We start from the raw sequence: 14,104 nt of genomic DNA on the forward strand, positions 1-14,104 counted from the left end.
CCAGACCCGGTGCCCGTGTTCCGGGCTGCGCAGCGCCCGGGCCAGCCGCCCGGCCCACCCGCTGTCCGGGGCACCCCGGTCGGCGGACCCCGCCGGCCCGTGCCCGGGGCCGGCGTCGCCCCCGGCCCGGCCGGCCCGTGCGCCTGGTCGGGGCGGGGTCCCGCGCCCGGTCGGCGTTCGTCGCCGGGCAGGTCCGCCGCGCCCGGGCCGAGCATCGCGCCGGGCACCAGGTCGAACGGGGTGGCCCAGGAGATCCGGGTGGCGAGGGCGCCGGCCAGCGCCAGCAGCACCCGGGGGGAGACGGTCAGCGGGAACCGGTCGATCAGCCCCAGGGTGTGCTCGCGGGCCCAGGCGTCCAGGCCCGCCTGGTCGGGCAGCGGCCCGCTGGCGGTGGCCCGGGGCAGTCCGTCGGTCCAGCCGGCGAGCTTCGCGGTGTCCGCGCCGGGTCGGTGCCAGAGCGCGGTGGCCGACGGCACCAGCGGGTGCGGGTGGTCCAACAGGGCGGCGGCCGTCGCCGCGGCGGCCTCCCCGTCGACGCCCAACACCTCGGCCAGCTCGGCCCGGACCGCGCCGGTGGCGGCCGGCGCGGCGAGCGCCAGCAGCAGCCAGGCACCGAGCGGGGAGGCGACGTGGTGCCGGTCGCCGAGTTCGGCGTGCAGCCGGGCGGCGTACCGGGCCAGTGGGGTGTACGGGATCGTCGTCATGCCCCCACTGTGCCCACCGTTCGCGCTCGCGGCACCCCGGTCAGGACCACAGTTCGAACGGTTCGTCGATCTGCTCGCCGGCCAGGAAACCGGTGAGCAGCTCGGGCAGCCGGCCCGGATAGAACCGGGCGGTGCTGGTGACGATCTCGTCGGGCGGCCACCAGCGGAACCCGAAGTAGTCCTCCACCTCGTAGTCGAGCCGGTCGGCGCCGTCGATGTCCGGGGCGGCGGCGTCGAGGCGTACCGTCAGCACCACCTCGTCCTGGACGTGGCGCAACCGGCGGTGGATGAAACTGGCCCGCCGCCGCCAGGTGGGCGGGCCGAGCTGCGCGGCGGCGACGACGAACCCGGTCTCCTCCCGCAGTTCGCGCAGGGCGGTCTCGGGGTACGTCTCGCCGGGGTCGACGCCCCCGCCGGGCAGCTCCCACCAGGTGCCCAGCCGGGGGTGTTCCGGGTCGCGGGTGTGGAACAGCAGGATCAGGCCGTCGAGGTCGCGGACCACCAGCCGGACGGCGGTGCGTTCGATGACCGGCAGGTCCCGGGGCAGTTCGGTCATGGGCCTCCCTCGACGGGGCACCGTCGGGGCGGCGGCGGTGCGACGATGGCGATCATGGCGGAGCTCTTCGGTGAGGTGGCGGGCGACTACGACGAGATCCGGCCGGGCTACCCGGCCGCCCTCGCCGCCACCATCCTCGCCTATCACGGCGGACCACCCACCCGGCTGGTCGAGGTCGGCGCGGGCACCGGCCTGGCCACCGCGCTGCTGCGCGACCTCGCCGCCGCTGCCGGCCCGGCCCGGCCGGCGTCGGGCGTCGTGGGGTCGGGCGTCGTGGGGCCGGGCGTCGTGGGGTCGGGATCGACCGGACCGTCGCGCCCCGGCCCGGTCGGCGCCGGCCGGACCGACGTGGACCGGGCCGCGCCGGGGCGGACCCGGGTGACCTGTGTCGAGCCGGACGCGCGGATGGCGGCGGTGCTGGCCGCCCGGTTCCCCGACGTCGAGGTGGTGGTGGCCCGGTTCGAGCAGTGGTCGCCGCCCCGGCCGGCGTGCCCCTGTTGTCGTGCGCGTTGGCCTGGCACTGGCTCGACCCGGCCACCCGCAACCGGCGGGCCCACGACGCGCTGACCCCCGGCGGCACCCTGGCCGTCTTCGCCCACCGCTACGACTACGTCGACCCGGCCCAGTCGGCGGCGATCCGGGCGGCGTTCGAGTCGGTCGACCCGGTGCCGCACCACGACCAGCCGGAGGACTGGTTCCACGCCGACATCACCGGCAGTGGACTGTTCACCGACGTCCGGCCGACCGCGTTCCGCCGGGCGGTGCCGCTGACCACGGCGCAGTACCAGCGTCTCGTCGGCACCTTCTCGCCGCAGCTGCGCCGCCCACCGCGGCAGCGGGAGCGGGTCCTCGCGGCGATCGGGGCCGCCGTCGACGGCTTCGGCGGCACCGTCACCCTCGACCTGCGGACCACCCTGGTGCTGGCCCGGCGGCCGGCCTGACGAAAATTGACCGGACGGTCGTGTCGATCCGGCCCGGTCCCCGTTCGACCTGAGGGTGAGCGGGTCGAACGGCGACCCGACGACGAGGAGCGACGACGATGGCCAAGTACATGCTGATCATGCGGAACACCGACGAGTCCCTGGCGACGATGATGAAGATCCCCTTCGAGGAGATGCTGGAGACGATGGGACGGTTCAACGATGAGTTGATCCGCGCGGGCGTGCTGGTGGCCGCCGAGGGCCTGGAGGACCCGGCGCAGGGCGTGGTGGTCGACTACAGCGGGGAGACCCCGGTCGTCACCGACGGCCCGTACGGCGAGACGAAGGAGCTGTTCGGCGGCTTCTACCTGCTCGACGTGGCGTCGAAGGAGGAAGCCGTCGAGTGGGCCCGGCGGATGCCGGCGGTCAGCGGCAGCAGGTGCGAGGTGCGCCGGGTCCCCGGCATCGACGAGTTCCCGCAGGACAACGAGTTCATCGTCAGGGAGCGGGCGTGGCGCGAGCGGACCGGCCAGCTCTGAGCACGGTGCCCACCGACGACCCGCCGGGAGCCGAGGCGGCCCGGCGGGCCGTCGAGACGCTCTGGCGCATCGAGTCGGCCCGGATCGTCGGCGCGCTGGCCCGGTACACCGGCGACTTCGCGCTCGCCGAGGACGTCGCCCAGGAGGCGGTGGCGCAGGCGCTGGTCGGTTGGGCGCGCGACGGGGTGCCGGCGAACCCGGTGGGCTGGCTGCTCACCGCCGCCCGGCGGCGGGCGGTCGACGCGTTCCGCCGCCGGGCGGCGCTGGACGACCGGTACGCGGTGCTCGCCGGCCAGCTCGCCGACCCCGCCTCCGGGCACGGGGAACTGCCGTGGGACCCGGACCGGGTCGACGACGACGTCCTCGCGCTGATGTTCGTGGCGTGTCATCCGGTGCTGGCCCCCGAGGCCCGGCTGGCGCTGACGCTACGGGTGGTCGGTGGCCTGTCGAGCGAGGAGATCGCCCGGGCGCTGCTGGTGCCGGTGCCCACCGTGCAGGCGCGGATCACCCGGGCGAAGAAGACGATCGCCGCCGCACGGGTGCCGTTCGCCCTGCCCGAGCCGCCGCAGCGGCGGGAACGCCTCGGCGGGGTCCTGGGCGTGCTCTATGTGATCTTCACCGAGGGGTCGACGGCGACGACCGGCGACGAGCTGCTCCGCCCCGACCTGGCGTACGAGGCGATCCGGTTGGCCCGGACGCTCGCCGCGTTGCTGCCCGCCGAGCCGGAGGTGCACGGACTGCTCGCCCTGTGCGAGCTGACCGCCGCCCGGTTCCCGGCCCGGGTCGACGCCGACGGTGCGGCGGTGCTGCTGGCGGACCAGGACCGGCGGCGGTGGGACCGGTCGGCGATCCGGCGGGGGACGGCGGCGCTCGGCCGGGTGGTGGCGCTGGGGCGAGGCCTCGGCCCGTACGGCCTGCAGGCGTCGATCGCCGCCTGCCACGCCGGTGCCCCCTCGGTGGAGCGCACCGACTGGGCCCGGGTGGTGCTGCTCTACGAGGCGCTCGGCCGGGTGGCGCCGTCGCCGGTCGTCGAGCTGAACCGGGCCGTGGCCGTGGCGATGGCCGACGGCCCGCAGCAGGCGTTGTCCCTGGTGGACGAGGTGGCCGCCGGGGGGCGACTGGCCGGGTCACACCTGTTGCCGAGCGTGCGGGGCGAGCTGCTCGCCCGGCTCGGCCGCAGCGCCGAGGCCCGGGCGGAGCTGGAGTTCGCCGCCCGGTTGTGCCGCAACGTCCGGGAGCGGGCGGTGCTGCTGCGCAAGGTCGACGCCCTCGGCGGGTGACCCGGGCGCGACGGCGGTAGGCTGCCCGCCGTGGCAGGTCTGTTGAGGAACGTGGCGACCCGGCTCGGCCGGGTGACCGGCGTGGTCGGCGCGCGGCGGGGCACCCCGGCTGCGATCCCGGCGCAGGTGGCGCGGCGGCGGCAGGTCAGCGCCCTGCAACGGCGGGAGCTGTCGTACGCCCCCGAGCCGGACGGGCAGGCCGACCCGGGGGAGATCGTCTGGACCTGGGTCCCCTACGAGGACGACCCGAAGCAGGGCAAGGACCGTCCGGTGCTGGTGGTCGGCCGGTCCAGCCGCACCCTGTTCGGGTTGATGCTCTCCAGCCAGAGTGAGCGCGACGGTCAGCGGCACTGGCTGGCGTTGGGCCCGGGGGAGTGGGACCGTGACGCCCGGCCCAGCTGGGTTCGCCTGGACCGGGTGCTCACCATGCGGGAGGACGGCATCCGCCGGGAGGGCGCGGTGCTGGACCGGGGCCGTTTCGACCGGGTCGGACAGGCGTTGCGGGCCGGCTACGGCTGGCGTTGAGCGCTGCCGGTGTGGCCGGGGCCGTCCCGGCCGGTGGTGGGTTTCAGCACTCGGCGAGGCGGGCCACGTCGAGTAGTTGCCGGGGTGACTGACGGCTGGTGACACCCTTCGCCCGGTACATGGCGGCGTCGGCCCGGCACAGCGCGTCGGCGAGTTGGGTGGGGCCGGTGACGGGGGCGAGCCCGACCGAGGCGGTGACCCGGACGCTGCACGGGCCCAGCGGGATGGGGGCGGCCAGCGCCTCGCAGAGCCGACGGGTGGCGTGGTCGATCCAGCGTCGGTCGACCGACGGGCTGGCCAGCAGGCCGGCGAACTCGTCGCCGCCGAGCCGCGCGACCAGATTGTCGCCGGCGAAGGCGGCCAGCCGTTGGGCGACGCTGATCAGCACCTGGTCGCCGGCGGCGTGCCCGTAGCGGTCGTTGACCTGCTTGAAGTCGTTGAGGTCGAGGACGACCGCGATGAGGGGCTGCCCGCCGGCATCGGTGAGCAGCGCGGCGGCCAGCCGGTAGAAGGCCCGCCGGTTGGGCAGCCCGGTGAGCGGGTCGTGACTGGCGGCGTGCCGTTCGGCGGCCAGTTCGGCCTGGAGGTGCTCCAGTTCCGCCTCGGCCGCAAGCGCCCGGCGGCGTAGCTGCCACACCGAGACCAGGGCCCCGGCTGCGGAGACGCCGGACGCGACGGTCAACGGATCCGGCACGGGTCCTCCCTCGCAGTGTCGGCGTACGACCCGGGCGGCGGCGGCCGTCGTGCCGCGCAGGGTCGCCGTTTTCCCAGGTGAATGCCCTGGGGCTGGTCACTCAAAGTGAACGGATAAGTACCGCGCACGTGCGTTATCATGCTCGCTGTCTGGTGCAGATGCAATAGCAGATGCACGTGCAGCACGGCCGGATCTGATGTCGCACCACCCTCGAACCCGCACCATCCCCTTGCGACAGTGGGTCCGAACCCCGACAGAAAGACATCCATGCAGCAGCCTCAAAACGGCGTCCCCACCACCGAGTTGCCCCCCCTGAGGTGGGAGAAGAGCCGGCGGAGCAACCCCAGCGGCAACTGTGTCGAGTTGGCCGAACTCCCCGGCGGGGCGGGCATCGCCATGCGCAACTCGCGCCACCCCGAGGGGCCGGCCCTGATCTACACGGTGGACGAGATAGCGGCATTCGTCCTCGGCGCGCGCGACGGCGACTTCGACCATCTGATCGACTGACACCTGGTGGTCCCGCTCATGGGACCGTGTCCGTCCGGAGGATGTTCATCTCACGGACGGTCCATGGCATGCTTACTCGTCGGTCGGGCGGGGGCCCGGGGACCGTGAACGGATGGGCATGCGCGGAGGGGCGGGCACGTGACGATGGTTGCCGCCGAGGGGGGACCGGCCACCGGCCCCACGGTGTTGCGGATGCTGCTCGGCGCGCAGCTGCGCCGGCTGCGGGAGGCCAGCGGTGTCACGCGGGAGGGTGCCGGTTGGGAGATCCGCTCCTCGGAGTCGAAGATCAGCCGGATGGAGCTGGGCCGGGTCGGCTTCAAGGAGCGGGACGTCGCCGACCTGCTCACCCTCTACGGGGTCACCGCCGCCGCCGACCGCGACGCGCTGCTCAAGCTGGCCCGCGACGCCAACAGCCCCGGCTGGTGGCACCGCTACGGCGACGTGCTGCCCACCTGGTTCCAGTCCTACCTGGGCCTGGAGGCCGCCGCCGCGTTGATCCGCAGCTACGAGGTGCAGTTCGTCCCCGGCCTGCTCCAGACCCCGGAGTACGCCCGCGCGGTGGTCCTGCTCGGCCACCGGGGCGCGGCGGTCGAGGAGGTCGACCGCCGGGTGGAGCTGCGTGTCCAGCGTCAGCAGGTGCTGCACCGCCCCGACCCGCCGCAGCTCTGGGCGGTGATCGACGAGGCCGCCCTGCGCCGGCCGATCGGCGGCCCGCAGGTGATGCGGGGGCAGCTGACCGCGTTGATCGAGGCGACCCGGTCGCCGCACGTCCGGTTGCAGGTCATCCCGTTCGACGCCGGTGGCCACGCGGCGGCCGGCGGGGCGTTCACGATCCTGCGGTTCGGCGACGACGACCTGCCCGACATCGTCTACATCGAGCAGCTGACCAGTGCGCTCTACCTCGACAAGCGGGAAGACCTGGACTACTACGCGGCGGCGATGGAACGCCTCTGCGTCGAGGCCACCCCGCCGGAGCGCACACCTGAGGTCCTCGCCCGACTGCGTGACGAGCTGTACCCGCAGTGACCACCGCACCGGCCCGCCACCCCGGCGGGGCGGCCTCTACGATGATCAGAACCGCAGACAGTGGACGGACGCCATCGACCGGTGGCGCGCAGTCATGGAGGACCCGGTGACCACCGATGCCCCGACGGGCGCCGCCCAGCATCCCAGCGACCGGATCGACACCTCGGTCGCGCATCCGGCCCGCCGCTACAACTACTGGCTCGGTGGCAAGGACAACTTCCAGGCCGACCGCGACTCCGGCGACGCCATGGCCGCGGCCTTCCCGACCATCCGCACCGCCGCCCTGGAGAACCGTCGCTTCCTGCAACGGGCCGTGGCCCACCTGGCCCGTGAGGCGGGCATCCGACAGTTCCTCGACATCGGCACCGGCATCCCGACGGCGAACAACACCCACGAGGTGGCCCAGTCCGTCGCCCCGCAGTCCCGGGTGGTCTACGTCGACAACGACCCGATCGTGCTGGCCCACGCCCGCGCCCTGCTGACCAGCTCGCCCGAAGGCGCCACCGCCTACATCGACGCCGACCTGCGTGAACCCGAGAAGATCCTGCACCACCCCGAGCTGCGGCGCACCCTCGACCTGGGGCAGCCGGTCGCCCTGATGCTGGTGGCCATCCTGCACTTCGTGGGGGAGGCCGAGGACCCGTACGCCGTGGTCCGCCGGTTGCTCGCGGAACTACCGCCGGGCAGTTACCTGGCCGCCTCGCACGCCACCTACGACCACCTTCCTCCGGACGTCGCCGAGGCCGCCCGGGAGACGACCCGGGCGGGCAACCCACCGGGCGGGATCAACCTGCGCAGCCGGGACGACTTCGCCAGGTTCTTCGACGGCCTGGAGGTGGTCGAGCCCGGCTTCGTCTCGGTCGCCCGCTGGCGGGCCGAGGCCGAACCACAGCCCCGCCCCACGGTGGACGAGGTGAGTATGTACTGCGCACTCGGCCGCAAGCCCTGACCCGTCCCGTCGACCGGCCGGGCCGACGCCGGAGGGCTCCCCGCACGGGCGACCCGACGCTCCGCTCACCCCGCGTGGACTCCTACGCGGCGGGCTGCCTACGGTCAGGCCGGCCCGACCCGGTCCCCGGCGGTGACCCGACCGCCCCGCACCACCACCGCGTACGCCCCGACGCAGGGCTGCGCCCCCAGGTCGGGCACGGGGACCACCCGGTTGCGTCGGGCCGGCCGCCGCAGCGCCTCCGGATCCCCGGGTAGCTCGCCGTGTGCCAGGGTGGGCACCGCGCACCGGGGGGTCGGCGCGACCACCCGCAGCACCACCTCCGCACCGACGCGCAGCTCCCGACCCACCCAGGAGTTCTCCACGAAACCCGTCGCGTCGGTGGCGACGACCAGGTTGGGCCGGTAGCGCGGAGCCGCCTCCCAGGGCAGGTCGAGCGCGTCCAGGCTGGCCGTGGTGAGCAGGTGCAGCGGTGCGAAGTCGACCAGGCTGCCGGCCGGGGCGACGCCATCCAACGGGTTCCCGGTGACCGGCACGTCGGCATCGGCTCCCTCGGCCAGCACCGCGTCCGGGTCGGCCCGGTCCAGCAGGGCGTCGGCGGGCACCGTGCCGGTCAGCGTGACCGACCGGCCGAGCAGCCGGGACAGCGCGGTGTCCAGGCCGTCGTCGGGGTGGGCGTAGCCGGTGCCGTCGGGGAGGGTGAGGCGTACCCGGTCGGGGGCGGCACCGGTCGCGCGGACCCCGAGCAGGGCCGACCACCGGCGGGGCCGCTTCGCGCTGCCGACCCGCCCGGTGTCGCGGTCCAGCACGGCGAGCCGGCGGTCCCCGGCCAGCCCCCGACCGTCCACCATGGCGCCGTGTAGCGGTTCGCCCAGCATCGACTTGACCGGATACCGCCACACCTGAGTCAACACTCCGCCCACCGGCCCAGCGTAAACGGTCAGGTACGCACGGTCCGCGTGGTCGATTCGTCGACCGGCTCGTAACTTTGTCGGATGATCCCACGCTCCCTGGCGCTCAACTCCCGTACGGTCGTGTCCACCGCCGAGCCGTCGTCCGAGGGACCGGTGGGTTTCGTCACCGGCCTGGTGGAGCGGCTCGGCGGCCCCGGCGCGGGGTTGGCGGTGGCGCTGGAGAACCTGTTTCCGCCGATCCCCAGCGAGGTGATCCTGCCGCTGGCCGGCTTTGCCGCCGCCCAGGGGCGGATCAGCCTGGTCTCGGCGATCCTCTGGACCACCCTCGGGTCCGTGGTCGGCGCGTGGGTGCTCTACGGCATCGGCGCGGCGCTGGGGCGCGACCGGATGCGTGCCGTCGCGGCCCGGCTGCCGCTGGTCAAGCTGAGCGACGTGGACCGCACCGAGGCGTGGTTCCTCAAGCACGGGGTCAAGGCGGTGTTCTTCGGGCGGATGATCCCGATCTTCCGTAGCCTCATCTCCATCCCGGCGGGGGTGGAGCGGATGCCGATCCTGACGTTCCTGCTCTACACCACGCTGGGCAGCCTGATCTGGAACACCACCTTCGTGATGGCCGGCTTCCTGCTCGGCGACAACTGGCACGTCGTCGAGGAGTACGTCGGGTCGTTCCAGAAGGTCGTCATCGTGGTCTGCGTCGCCGCCGCCGGCTGGTTCGTGGTCAACCGGGTCCGCCGGGCCCGCGCCGCCCGCGCCGACACCCCGGCCGGCGGCGTCCCGCCCGGCGATGCCGCCGCCGGGCCGGCGGAGCCCGGCGGGGACACGACCTACCGGGGGACCGTCTACCGGGGTGGCGTCTGGGGACGCGACACCGACTGATCCGGCCCCGGCCCCGGCGACGTCCGCCACCGTACGCCGACCGGACTGATCCGTTGCGGCTGCGCGTCCGTACTGCTGTGCGGGGACCGGAACAGGGGGGGCACGATGGCGGAGCCGGATCAGGAGCACCGTCCGACGGCGGGGCAGCAGCAACCGGTCTTCGAGCCGGTGATCGAGGTGACGGGTGAGCCGGTCGAGGTGACCGACGGCGACCGGGCGGACCGGTCGCCGTGGCCCCGGGGGGCGCGGCTGCTGGCCGCCGCGGCGGTGCTGGTGGTCGCGCTCGGCGCGCTCGCGGTGGTGGTGACGATGGCCAACCCGGACCGGCTGGGGATGGTCATCTCCGGTGGCCGCGACGGGGCGCCGCCGGTGGCGGCGACCGCCGAGCCGGGTGGTGCCGGTGCCGCCGAGGCCGCCGCCGGGCGGACCGCGACCGCACCCGTGGGTGAGCTGCGCCGGGCGACCTTCGAGCTGCTGGACGGGGTGACCTCGTTCCGGCTGCGCACCGACGATCTCGGTGCCGACCTGTACCGGATCAGCAGCCCGGCCGACGCCGGCCTGACCCCCCGGCCCGAGGTCTCCGGCGACCGGGTGCAGCTGCGGGTGACCCGCCGGGACCGGCCCGGCCGGGGCGTCGTCGACGTGGTCCTCAACACGCGGGTGACCTGGCGGTTGCGGCTGATCGGCGGGGTCAGCGACCACGTCCTCGACCTCTCCGACGCGCGGCTGTCGGGTTTGGAGCTGATCGGTGGCGCGGCCCGGGTCGACCTGCGGCTACCCCCGACGACCGGCACCCGCACGGTACGGATGACCGGCGGTGTCAACCAGTTCGTGGTCCGGGCGCCCGACGGGCCCCCGGTGCGGGTCCGGGCGGGCTCCGGCGCCGGCAGCGTCGTCTGGTACGGCGATCGGCGGGACGGGCTGGCCCGGGGGGCGACCGTCGGCTCGCCGAACTGGGACCGGGCACCCGACCGGCTCTACCTCGACCTCGTCGCCGGGGCCAACACGGTCACCGTCGTCGAGGACTGAACCGGCCGGCCCCGCGCCCGGGCGGGCGGGCCGGCATAGAGTCGGACGGTGGACCGTACCGAATCGTTGCCGGCGCAGACCCGACCACCCGGCATGGCCGACGAGGACCCGGGCAGCGTGCTGCTGCCCGGCCACGACGTGCCCCTGGGTCGCTACACCACGGTGCGCCGGCTGCTGCCGCAGCGGGCCCGGCGGATGGTCGGGGCGTGGTGTTTCGTGGACCACTTCGGCCCCGACGACGTTGCGCAGCGGCCCGGCATGGAGGTGCCCCCGCACCCGCACACCGGCCTGCAGACGGTGACCTGGCTGCTCGACGGTGAGATCGTGCACCGCGACAGCCTCGGCAACGTCCAGCCGATCCGGCCCGGTCAGCTCAACGTGATGACGTCCGGGCACGGCATCGCCCACTCCGAGCGGTCACCGGCCTCCCACCCGCCGTTGATGCACGGTGTGCAGCTGTGGGTGGCGCTGCCGGATCCGGCGCGGGCCGGTGCGGCCGACTTCGCCCACCACGCCGACCTGCCCCGCTGGCGCACCGGCGACTGGGACCACACCCTGCTCGTCGGTGAGCTGGGTGGCGAGCGGTCCCCGGCGGTGGTGCACACGCCGCTGGTCGGTGCGCAGCTCCAGGCACACGGGCCGGCTCCGGCCACGCTGGGCCTGCGACCCGGCTTCGAGTACGCCCTGCTGGCGATGTCCGGCCGGGCCCGGGTCGACGGACTGTCCCTGGAGCCCGGCGCGCTGCTCCTGCTCGGCGGGGGGCGCGACCGGCTGGAGCTGACCGCCGAACCGGGGAGCCGGCTGATGCTGCTCGGCGGTGAGCCGTTCGACGAGCCGCTCGTCATGTGGTGGAACTTCGTCGGTCGTTCGCACGAGGAGGTGGCCGCCGCCCGGGACGACTGGATGGCCGGCCGGGACCGGTTCGGGCGGGTCGCCGACGACGCGGCCCCGCCGCTGCCCGCCCCGGAACTGCCGACTGTCCGGTTGAAGGCCCGGGACCGGCGGGGGGACCTGCACGGTTGACCCGCCGCCCGGCCGTGTGCTAGCCCACACTATTTCAACAATCAGCCGTACGGGTGATGGCGTGTCATATGATGATCGTGGCAGCGATGCCCACCCGGTTCGGGTGGCCACCCGGCGGTTGGCCGGTGAACAGGCACGCGTGCGCCCCAGGTCACGGTTCGTGACCCGGGGCGCCCGCCTGTGTGGGGACCCCTCCCGCCTCCCGGCCCCGCCGTCTCGCCGGCCGGGCAGCAGACCACCTTCGCCGCCGGCGGCTCAGATGCTCCGCAGGTGTTGTGCGACCCGCAGGTGACGCCTGCGGTCGCCCTGTTCCGCGCGTCGGGCCGGGTCGCCCTCCGGCGCCGGGTCGAGCGCGGCGCAGCGGGCCACCTCGGCGGTGTCGGCGTAGTCCACCGGCGGTAGCGCGCGCAACGCCCGTACCACCTCCGGTGGTGCGCCCTCCCGCTCGGCCTGGCGCACCACGGCGTCGCGCGTCGCCGGGCAGTCCAGCCGGGACAGGTACCGCAGGACCTCGGTTCGACTGGCCACCGGTGAGCCTCCTCGCCGCCTCGTGCCGGTCACGATCGGCGGCGGTTACCCGTCCGCCGGCCGGTCACGCGCCCCGAAGCGGAAAAGTGGCTCGTTGCCGGTGGTACGGCCCGCAGCGGGATCCGGCGTCGGAACCGGACCCGGGCGAGGGCGGGGAACCGGGTCGTTTCCGGGTCGCCGTGGCGGGTAACCGACCGGCCTCATGTCGAAGGGAGCCCCGCATGAACTACGACACCTTCGTCGACCAGGTGGCCCGTCGGGTCCGCACCGACCCGGAGCGGGCCGTGGTGCTGGTCCACGCGACCCTGGCCACCCTCGCCGAGCGGTTGACCGGTGGGGAGGTGCTCGACCTCGCCACCCAGTTGCCCGCGCCGCTGCGGCTGGCACTGCGGCCCAGCCCGAGCACCGAGGCGGCCGAGCGGTTCGGTGCGGCCGAGTTCGTCGCCCGGGTGGCGCAGCGGGCCGACCTGGACGAATCGGCCGCCCGGGACGTGGTGCGGGCGGTCTTCGTCACGGTCCGCGAGGCGGTCAGCGGTGGTGAGTTCGACGATCTGGTGACCCGGTTCCCCCGCGACTACCGGGAACTGGTGGAACCGGCGCTCACCCCCGGGGTGGCCGCCCTGCGCCGGGCCTGACCCCACCGGTCGACCCCGGTGCCACCGGGTGGTCGGGCTCCGGCGTGGGCGTCGGGCCGACCGCCGCCCCGGGCACACAGCCGTTGACCAGGGCAACGACGCCGTGACGGTGGTGCGCCCTGACTTGGCGAGTTGCTCGGACCTGGCCTAACCTGGACCGCACGAGGGGAGTACTTCCCACGAACCATTCCGGTCAGTACGGCGCGCCCCGGGTGCGCCTCGGGTGGTTGCCCACGGCGAACGTGGGTGAAGGAGACCTCGAACATGGCACGGTGTTCGAGGAGGCTCCATGACCGATCTGTCGTACTTTGCTGCCGGTGGGTTGTCGTCGGTCGGCACGCCCACCCTGTGGGCGGTGACCATCGTCGGCGTGCTCGCCCTGCTGGTCCTCGACTTCCTGGTCACCCGACGCCCGCACGAGGTGTCGATCCGGGAGGCGCTGGGCTGGTCGGCCTTCTACATCGCGTTGCCGTTGGCCTTCGGCGGTTGGGTCTGGTACCGCTTCGGCTCCCAGCAGGGCGTCGAGTACCTGACCGGCTACCTGGTCGAGAAGTCCCTGTCGGTCGACAACCTCTTCGTGTTCATGCTGCTGCTGGCCGCCTTCGCGGTGCCCGCGGTGCTCGCCCAACGGGTGCTGCTCTACGGCATCGCCGGGGCGCTGGTGCTGCGCGCGATCTTCATCGCCCTCGGCGCGGCGGCGTTGCAGACCCTCGACTTCGCCTTCCTGCTCTTCGCCATCATCCTGATCGCCACCGCGGTCAAGCTGCTGCGCGACGCCCTGTCCGGGCACGAGCAGGAAGTCGACATCAACAAGATGCGGTCGGTGCGGCTGCTGCGCCGGTTCATGCCGGTCGTCGAGGAGTACCACGGCACCCGGATGACGATCCGGCAGCAGGGTCGCCGGGCCCTCACCCCGTTCGCCCTGGTGGTGGTCGCGGTGCTCGCCACCGACATCGTCTTCGCGGTCGACTCGGTGCCCGCCGTCTACGGCATCACCGAGGACCCCTACCTGGTCTTCGCCACCAACGCGTTCGCGCTGCTCGGGTTGCGGGCGCTCTACTTCGTCCTGCATGCCGCGCTGAGCCGCCTGGTGCACCTCAGCTACGGTCTGGCCATCATCCTGGCCTTCATCGGCGTCAAGCTCGGCCTGCACTGGGCCCACGGGATCTGGTCGGGCGTGCCGGAGATCCCGACCCTGGCCTCGCTCGGCGTCATCATCGGCGTCCTGGCCGTGGTCACCCTGACCAGCCTGCGGGCCACCCGCGACCGGGAGCCCGGCGAGGTCGAGGTCGTCACCGACAAGCACTGACGGTACGCGCCCGGCGGCGACCCGCGACCGGGTCGCCGCCGAAGGCGTGCCGGTCGGCGGGAACCCTCCCGCGCACACCCGCCGGGTGGT

The 14,104-nt window shown here is 74.2% G+C and carries 17 protein-coding genes; 13 read left to right on the forward strand and 4 right to left on the reverse strand.

Annotated features, from left to right (window positions below):
- Nucleotides 1-744: 744 nt before the first annotated feature.
- Entirely contained in the window at nucleotides 745-1,260 is a 516-nt protein-coding gene (locus ACQP2H_RS12935) for an NUDIX hydrolase (RefSeq protein WP_208566375.1), read from the reverse strand.
- Nucleotides 1,261-1,314: 54 nt separating this feature from the next.
- Between ACQP2H_RS12935 and ACQP2H_RS12940 the strand changes: the two genes are divergently transcribed.
- The 5 genes from ACQP2H_RS12940 (at nucleotide 1,315) to ACQP2H_RS12960 (ending at nucleotide 4,524) form a co-directional block, all read left to right on the forward strand.
- On the forward strand, nucleotides 1,315-1,827 hold the full coding sequence (locus ACQP2H_RS12940; RefSeq protein ID WP_433232956.1) for a hypothetical protein: 513 nt from the start codon (nucleotides 1,315-1,317) through the stop codon (nucleotides 1,825-1,827).
- Nucleotides 1,770-2,201, forward strand: a complete 432-nt coding sequence (locus ACQP2H_RS12945; RefSeq protein ID WP_363819524.1) for a hypothetical protein — start codon at nucleotides 1,770-1,772, stop codon at nucleotides 2,199-2,201. Before ACQP2H_RS12940 ends, ACQP2H_RS12945 begins: the two co-directional genes overlap by 58 nt.
- A 98-nt stretch (nucleotides 2,202-2,299) precedes the next feature.
- Nucleotides 2,300-2,719: a YciI family protein gene (locus ACQP2H_RS12950; protein WP_219460922.1), complete on the forward strand. Its 420-nt coding sequence runs from the start codon at nucleotides 2,300-2,302 to the stop codon at nucleotides 2,717-2,719.
- On the forward strand, nucleotides 2,692-3,999 hold the full coding sequence (locus tag ACQP2H_RS12955) for an RNA polymerase sigma factor (protein WP_308290691.1): 1,308 nt from the start codon (nucleotides 2,692-2,694) through the stop codon (nucleotides 3,997-3,999). The genes ACQP2H_RS12950 and ACQP2H_RS12955 overlap by 28 nt, the downstream gene beginning before the upstream one ends.
- Before the next feature lie 30 nt (nucleotides 4,000-4,029).
- On the forward strand, nucleotides 4,030-4,524 hold the full coding sequence (locus tag ACQP2H_RS12960; protein WP_208566372.1) for a type II toxin-antitoxin system PemK/MazF family toxin: 495 nt from the start codon (nucleotides 4,030-4,032) through the stop codon (nucleotides 4,522-4,524).
- Nucleotides 4,525-4,567: 43 nt separating this feature from the next.
- Here ACQP2H_RS12960 and ACQP2H_RS12965 read toward each other — a convergent pair whose 3' ends face one another.
- Nucleotides 4,568-5,218: a GGDEF domain-containing protein gene (locus ACQP2H_RS12965; RefSeq protein ID WP_208566371.1), complete on the reverse strand. Its 651-nt coding sequence runs from the start codon at nucleotides 5,216-5,218 to the stop codon at nucleotides 4,568-4,570.
- 267 nt (nucleotides 5,219-5,485) lie between these two features.
- Here ACQP2H_RS12965 and ACQP2H_RS12970 point away from each other — a divergent pair, with 267 nt between their 5' ends.
- The 3 genes from ACQP2H_RS12970 (at nucleotide 5,486) to ACQP2H_RS12980 (ending at nucleotide 7,700) form a co-directional block, all read left to right on the forward strand.
- Nucleotides 5,486-5,725 (forward strand): DUF397 domain-containing protein, encoded by a 240-nt coding sequence (locus tag ACQP2H_RS12970; protein ID WP_208566370.1) that lies wholly within the window; start codon nucleotides 5,486-5,488, stop codon nucleotides 5,723-5,725.
- Between the two features lie 144 nt (nucleotides 5,726-5,869).
- Nucleotides 5,870-6,751: a helix-turn-helix domain-containing protein gene (locus tag ACQP2H_RS12975; RefSeq protein ID WP_433233532.1), complete on the forward strand. Its 882-nt coding sequence runs from the start codon at nucleotides 5,870-5,872 to the stop codon at nucleotides 6,749-6,751.
- Between the two features lie 94 nt (nucleotides 6,752-6,845).
- A complete protein-coding gene (locus ACQP2H_RS12980; RefSeq protein WP_208566368.1) occupies nucleotides 6,846-7,700 on the forward strand; it encodes an SAM-dependent methyltransferase in 855 nt (284 codons plus the stop codon).
- Nucleotides 7,701-7,804: 104 nt separating this feature from the next.
- Here ACQP2H_RS12980 and ACQP2H_RS12985 read toward each other — a convergent pair whose 3' ends face one another.
- Complete coding sequence (locus ACQP2H_RS12985) at nucleotides 7,805-8,623, reverse strand: MOSC domain-containing protein (protein WP_357533878.1); 819 nt, start codon at nucleotides 8,621-8,623, stop codon at nucleotides 7,805-7,807.
- A gap of 72 nt (nucleotides 8,624-8,695) precedes the next feature.
- Here ACQP2H_RS12985 and ACQP2H_RS12990 point away from each other — a divergent pair, with 72 nt between their 5' ends.
- The 3 genes from ACQP2H_RS12990 to ACQP2H_RS13000 all read left to right on the forward strand — a co-directional run bounded on the left by ACQP2H_RS12990 (nucleotide 8,696) and on the right by ACQP2H_RS13000 (nucleotide 11,542).
- Nucleotides 8,696-9,490 (forward strand): DedA family protein, encoded by a 795-nt coding sequence (locus ACQP2H_RS12990; protein WP_357533876.1) that lies wholly within the window; start codon nucleotides 8,696-8,698, stop codon nucleotides 9,488-9,490.
- Nucleotides 9,491-9,595: 105 nt separating this feature from the next.
- Entirely contained in the window at nucleotides 9,596-10,519 is a 924-nt protein-coding gene (locus ACQP2H_RS12995) for a cell wall-active antibiotics response protein (RefSeq protein ID WP_255597546.1), read from the forward strand.
- A 48-nt stretch (nucleotides 10,520-10,567) separates the two neighbouring features.
- On the forward strand, nucleotides 10,568-11,542 hold the full coding sequence (locus tag ACQP2H_RS13000; RefSeq protein WP_219460930.1) for a pirin family protein: 975 nt from the start codon (nucleotides 10,568-10,570) through the stop codon (nucleotides 11,540-11,542).
- Between the two features lie 255 nt (nucleotides 11,543-11,797).
- Here the strand turns inward: ACQP2H_RS13000 and ACQP2H_RS13005 are convergent, their stop codons facing one another.
- Complete coding sequence (locus ACQP2H_RS13005) at nucleotides 11,798-12,070, reverse strand: DUF2795 domain-containing protein (protein WP_219460935.1); 273 nt, start codon at nucleotides 12,068-12,070, stop codon at nucleotides 11,798-11,800.
- Between the two features lie 221 nt (nucleotides 12,071-12,291).
- Here ACQP2H_RS13005 and ACQP2H_RS13010 point away from each other — a divergent pair, with 221 nt between their 5' ends.
- Nucleotides 12,292-12,705 carry a DUF2267 domain-containing protein gene (locus tag ACQP2H_RS13010; protein ID WP_219460939.1) on the forward strand — a complete coding sequence of 138 codons (414 nt, stop codon included), beginning with the start codon at nucleotides 12,292-12,294 and terminating at the stop codon, nucleotides 12,703-12,705.
- Nucleotides 12,706-12,994: 289 nt separating this feature from the next.
- Complete coding sequence (locus ACQP2H_RS13015) at nucleotides 12,995-14,014, forward strand: TerC family protein (RefSeq protein WP_219460943.1); 1,020 nt, start codon at nucleotides 12,995-12,997, stop codon at nucleotides 14,012-14,014.
- The last annotated feature ends 90 nt before the right edge of the window (nucleotides 14,015-14,104 follow it).

It is taken from the genome of Micromonospora sp. CA-248260 (assembly GCF_050942205.1).
Classification (GTDB): domain Bacteria; phylum Actinomycetota; class Actinomycetes; order Mycobacteriales; family Micromonosporaceae; genus Micromonospora; species Micromonospora antibiotica.